General features: G+C 73.0%; 6 protein-coding genes. All 6 read left to right on the forward strand.

Translation table 11 applies throughout. The annotated features are described in order from the left end of the window. The coding region (locus tag A6V29_RS07100) for an ABC-F family ATP-binding cassette domain-containing protein (RefSeq protein ID WP_137159666.1) at nt 1–1,503 on the forward strand (1,503 nt) is incomplete at its 5' end. A gap of 9 nt (nt 1,504–1,512) precedes the next feature. Next, nucleotides 1,513–1,896: an MmcQ/YjbR family DNA-binding protein gene (locus A6V29_RS07105; RefSeq protein WP_137159661.1), complete on the forward strand. Its 384-nt coding sequence runs from the start codon at nt 1,513–1,515 to the stop codon at nt 1,894–1,896. A 98-nt stretch (nt 1,897–1,994) separates the two neighbouring features. Further along, entirely contained in the window at nt 1,995–2,222 is a 228-nt protein-coding gene (locus tag A6V29_RS07110; protein WP_137159662.1) for a helix-turn-helix domain-containing protein, read from the forward strand. After that, nucleotides 2,219–2,998, forward strand: a complete 780-nt coding sequence (locus A6V29_RS07115; RefSeq protein WP_137159663.1) for an enoyl-CoA hydratase/isomerase family protein — start codon at nt 2,219–2,221, stop codon at nt 2,996–2,998. Before A6V29_RS07110 ends, A6V29_RS07115 begins: the two co-directional genes overlap by 4 nt. A gap of 92 nt (nt 2,999–3,090) precedes the next feature. After that, entirely contained in the window at nt 3,091–4,971 is a 1,881-nt protein-coding gene (locus tag A6V29_RS07120) for an ABC transporter ATP-binding protein (protein ID WP_137159664.1), read from the forward strand. A gap of 17 nt (nt 4,972–4,988) precedes the next feature. After that, complete coding sequence (locus A6V29_RS07125; protein ID WP_137159665.1) at nt 4,989–5,453, forward strand: SgcJ/EcaC family oxidoreductase; 465 nt, start codon at nt 4,989–4,991, stop codon at nt 5,451–5,453. The last annotated feature ends 46 nt before the right edge of the window (nt 5,454–5,499 follow it).

Raw genomic sequence — 5,499 nt, forward strand, 5'->3', positions numbered from 1 at the left:
GGCCGCAACGGCGCCGGCAAGACCACGACGCTGACGACCCTCGCCGGTGAGCGGCTCCCGCACGCCGGCAAGGTCGACGTGTCCGGCGAGGTGGGCTACCTCCCGCAGGACCCCCGCAGCGGCGACCTCGACATCACCGCCAGCGACCGCGTCCTGTCCGGGCGGGGGCTGGACGTGCTGCGCAACCAGATGGTCAAGGCGCAGATCGCCATGGCCGAGCCCGCCGACGACGACGAGCGGGACCGGGTGGTGCGCCGCTACGGCCGGCTCGAGGACCAGTTCGCCGCCCTGGGCGGCTACGCCGCGGAGAGCGACGCCGCCCGCATCTGCACGAACCTCGGCCTGCCCGACCGGGTGCTGGCCCAGCCGCTGCGCACCCTCTCCGGTGGTCAGCGCCGCCGGGTCGAGCTCGCCCGCATCCTCTTCTCCGACGCGGACACGCTGCTGCTCGACGAACCGACCAACCACCTCGACGGCGACTCGATCACCTGGCTGAAGGGCTTCCTCGCCAGCCACCGCAGCGGCCTGGTCGTGATCAGCCACGACGTCGAGCTGCTGGACGCCGTCGTCAACAAGGTCTGGCACCTGGATGCCAACCGCGCGACCGTCGACATCTACAACCTCGGCTGGAAGCCCTACCTGCAGCAGCGGGAGACCGACGAGCGGCGCCGCAAGCAGGAGCGGGCGAACACCGAGCGCAAGATCGACACGCTCACCGCCCAGGCGGACAAGATGCGCGCCAAGGCCACCAAGGCCCGGGCCGCGAAGAGCATGGACAAGCGCGCCGAGCGGCTCGCCGCCGGGCTGGCCGAGGTCCGCGTGCAGGACAAGGTCGCCAAGCTGCGCTTCCCGACGCCGGCGGCCTGCGGCAGGACCCCGCTCACCGCGGAGGGCCTGTCGAAGAGCTACGGCTCGCTGGAGATCTTCACCGACGTCGACCTGGCGGTGGACCGCGGCGCACGGGTCGTCGTCCTCGGCCTCAACGGCGCGGGCAAGACGACGCTGCTGCGGCTCCTCGCCGGGACCGAGCTGCCGGACACCGGCGAGGTCAAGGCCGGGCACGGGCTGCGGGTGGGCTACTACGCCCAGGAGCACGAGACCCTGGACATGGACCGCTCGCTGATCGAGAACATGCGGGCGGCCGCCCCGGACAGCACCGACACCGAGCTGCGGCGCATCCTCGGCGCCTTCCTGTTCTCCGGGGAGACCGTCGACCAGCGCACCGGCACGCTCTCCGGCGGTGAGCGCACCCGGCTGGCGATGGCGACGCTCGTCGTCTCCGGCGCCAACGTGCTGCTGCTCGACGAGCCGACCAACAACCTCGACCCGGCCAGCCGCGAGCAGGTGCTGGACGCGCTGCGCACCTACGCCGGCGCGATCGTGCTCGTCACCCACGACGAGGGCGCCGTCCGAGCCCTGGACCCGGACAAGGTCATCCTGCTGCCCGACGGCACCGAGGACGCGTGGAGCGAAGACCTGGCCGACCTGGTCGAGCTCGCCTGAGGAGGCACGATGGCCGGCTGGGACGACGTGCGGCGCATCGCGCTCGACCTGCCCGGCGTGGTCGAGGAGGACAACGGGCGCACCCTGTCGTGGCGCGTCGGTAGCACGGCGTTCGCCTGGCAGCGGGTGCTGCGGCGGGCGGAGCGGGAGCTGCTGGGCGGCACCGCTCCCGAGGGTCCGGCGCTGGGGCTGCGCACCGCGGACCCCGCCGTCGTCGACGCGCTCGTCCTGGCGCAGCCGGACGTCTACTTCACCGTCGCCGGCTACGGCGTGCACCCGATGGTGCTGCTGCGCGTCGAGGCCGCGGCGGTCGAGGAACTCGACGAGGCGCTCACCGAGGCGTGGCTCTGCCGGGCACCCCGCCGGCTGCGCGAGGAACTGCTCGGCGGGTGATCGCTTCGCGTCGCGCGGGTCGGGGGACTGGGTGATCATGTCTGCACGGATGCGGGGGTCCACCCCCGTGTGCCGGACGCTGTCACCGGAGGGGAGACATGGCCGACTCGAGCACTGCGGACCTGGGCAAGGGCAAGCGCATCACCGGCGGCGACCGGAGCACGCTCGCCGCCGAGCTGCGCAAGCGCTACGACGAGGGCGAGAGCATCCGCTCGCTCGCCGAGTCGACCAAGCGCTCCTACGGCTTCGTCCACCGGCTGCTGTCGGAGTCCGGCGCCACCCTGCGCAGCCGCGGGGGCGCCAACCGGAATAGTAAGAAGGCGTGACCTCACCGAACACGCCCGACGGATTCGTCCGGACCTCCCGGGACGGCGCCGTCCTCACCGTCACCCTCGACCGGCCCGAGCAGCTCAACGCGCAGACGCCGGCGACCTGGGCCGCGCTCGCCGCCGTCGGCGACTCGCTCGACGACGACGTGCGGGTGGTCGTCCTCCGCGGCGCGGGCCGCTCGTTCTCCGCCGGCCTGGACCGCAGCCTGTTCGACCCGCAGCCGAACACCGACGGCGGCCTCGGTGACCTGGGCCGTGCGCCGGCCGAGGAGGCCCAGCAGCGGATCCGCGAGTACCAGCGCGGCTTCCGGTGGCTGCGGCAGCCCGGCATCGTGTCGATCGCCGCCGTCCAGGGGCACGCCATCGGCGCCGGCTGCCAGCTCGCGCTCGCCTGCGACCTGCGCGTCCTCACCGACGACGCGCAGCTGCGGCTGCCCGAGCCGACGCTGGGCCTGGTGCCCGACCTGACCGGCACGAGCAACCTCGTCGAGCTGGTCGGCTACTCGCGGGCGATGGAGATCTGCCTGACCGGCCGCCCGGTCGGCGCGGCCGAGGCGCACGCGATGGGGCTGGCCAACGCCGTCGTCCCTGCGGACGGGCTCGACGCCGCGGTCGCCCGGCTGGCCGAGGCGCTGCTTGCGGTGCCGGTCGCCGCCAGCCGGGCCACGGCGGCCCTCGTCCGCTCGGCGGTGCGCAACGACCCCGAGACCCAGGACGCCGCCGAGGCCGCCGCGCAGGTGCAGCGGCTCCGGGACCTGGCCGGCGGCCGCTGATCCGGAACAAGCGCCGTCCCGGACGATGTTGGCCGGATGGCCGGCTCGTCCCGTCGGCCTGACGGAGGGAGGCGGTGCAGGTGGGTCCCCCCATGACCAACATGGCGGCGATGCGCTCCTTCCGGCGTGATCCGTCGGTGGTCGGGCGCAAGCTGCCGCCGGGGACGGTGCGGCGGATCCTCGAGGTCGCCCGCCCCTACCGCCGCGACCTGGGTTTCTTCCTCGCGCTCGTGGTCGGCTCGTCGCTGATCGGCGTGATCACGCCGCTGCTCGCCGGTGACATCGTCAACCGCATCGCCGGCCTGGAGGGCACGGCCGGCGACATCGTCCGGATCGCGCTGTTCATCGCCGGCCTGGCCGTCGTCGACGCCGCGATCCAGCTGGCCAACCGCTGGTACTCCGCCCGGATCGGCGAGGGCGTCATCTACGACCTGCGCAGCCGGGTGTTCGAGCACGTCCAGCGGATGCCGGTCGCCTTCTTCACCCGCACGCAGACCGGTGCCCTGGTCAGCCGGCTCAACAACGACGTCGTCGGCGCCCAGCAGGCGTTCACCTCGACGCTGTCCGGCGTGGTGTCCAACGTGATCGGCCTGGTGCTGACCGGGGCGGTCATGCTCACGCTGTCCTGGCAGATCACCCTGCTGTCGCTGGTGATGGTGCCGTTGTTCGTCCTGCCCGCGCGGCGGATCGGCAGCCGGCTGCAGGAGATCACCCGGGAGTCCTACGAGCTCAACGCGTCGATGAACGCGACGATGACCGAGCGCTTCAACGTCGCCGGCGCGCTGCTGGTGAAGCTGTTCGGTCGTCCGGACGCGGAGGCGCGGTCGTTCAGCGGTCGCGCCGCCCGCGTGCGCGACATCGGCGTCCTGTCGGCCATGTACGGCCGGTTCTTCTTCACCGCTCTCACCCTGGTCGCCTCGCTGGCAACGGCGCTGGTCTACGGGCTGGGCGGCTGGCTGGCCTTCACCGGCTCGCTGAGCCCCGGCGACGTCGTGGCCCTCGCCCTGCTGCTGTCGCGGCTCTACGGCCCGCTGACCGCGCTGGCGAACGTCCGGGTCGACGTCATGAGCGCGATGGTGAGCTTCGACCGGGTCTTCGAGGTGCTGGACCTGCCGCCGATGATCCGCGAGGCCGACGACGCCGTCCCCGTCCCCGCCGACGACAGGTCGATCGAGTTCCACCGGGTCCAGTTCAGCTACCCGTCGGCCGAGGACGTGTCGTTGCCGTCACTGGAAGAGGTCTCGCTGCCCGAGCACGGCGGGCCGGTGGACGTGCTCCACGACATCAGCTTCCGGGTCGAGCCGGGCCAGCTGGTGGCCCTCGTCGGGCACTCCGGGGCGGGGAAGTCGACCATCGCCAACCTGGTGCCGCGGCTGTACGACGTGACAGGCGGCTCGGTCTGCGTGGGCGGGCTCGACGTGCGCCGGGCGACGCTGGACTCGCTGCGGGACGCCATCGGCGTGGTCAGCCAGGACGCGCACCTGTTCCACGACAGCATCCGCGCCAACCTGCTCTACGCCCGGCCGGAGGCCACCGAGGAGCAGTTGTGGGAGGCGCTCGAGGGGGCGCGGATCGCCGAGCTCGTCCGCTCGCTGCCCGAGGGGCTGGACACCGTCGTGGGCGACCGCGGCTACCGGATGTCCGGCGGGGAGAAGCAGCGGCTGGCCATCGCCCGGGTGCTGCTCAAGGCGCCGGGGATCGTCATCCTCGACGAGGCCACCGCGCACCTGGACAGCCAGTCGGAGGCCGCCGTGCAGCAGGCGCTGGACACTGCCCTGTCCGGCCGGACGGCGCTGGTGATCGCCCACCGGCTGTCCACCGTGCGCAGCGCCGACCGGATCCTGGTGGTGGACGGCGGTCGCATCGTGGAGTCGGGTACGCACGCAGAGTTGCTGGCGCTCGGAGGTCGGTACGCCGACCTCCACCGCACCCAGTTCGCCGACGGCGAGCGTCGGACGGTCAGCTCGGTCTGAGCACTACCGTCACTTCCGTGACATCCGCGCATCCGCACGACGCCCAGCTCCGTTCGCTCTACGCCGCCTACCTCGACGGCTGGAACCGGAGGAGCGGCGCGGCGGTGGCGGCCTGCTTCGCTGACGACGGCGACATCGTCGGCTACGACGGCACGCACCACCACGGGCGGCTGTCGATCGCGGCGCACCTGCGGCAGGTCTTCGGCAGCCACCAGACGGCGTCCTACGTCGCCGTCGTCAGGTCCGTGCGCGCGGTGGCCGACGGGGTGGCGCTGCTGATCGCGCACGCCGGGATGATCCCGCCGGGGGCCTCCGACGTGGAGCCCCGCTTCCACACCGTGCACACCATGGTCGCCGTCGACGAGGGCGCCGGCCGGTGGCGGATCCAGCTGCTGCAGGCGACCCCGGCCGCGTGGCACCAGCACCCCGAGGCCCTCGACGTCCTCACCGAGGAGCTCCGCGCCCTGCTCGCGCCGCAGTGACCCCCGCTCTTCCGCGGAGGAGCAGGGGTCAGACATCCCATGGTCC

It is taken from the genome of Blastococcus sp. CCUG 61487 (genome assembly GCF_005222955.1).
Classification (GTDB): Bacteria; Actinomycetota; Actinomycetes; order Mycobacteriales; family Geodermatophilaceae; genus Blastococcus.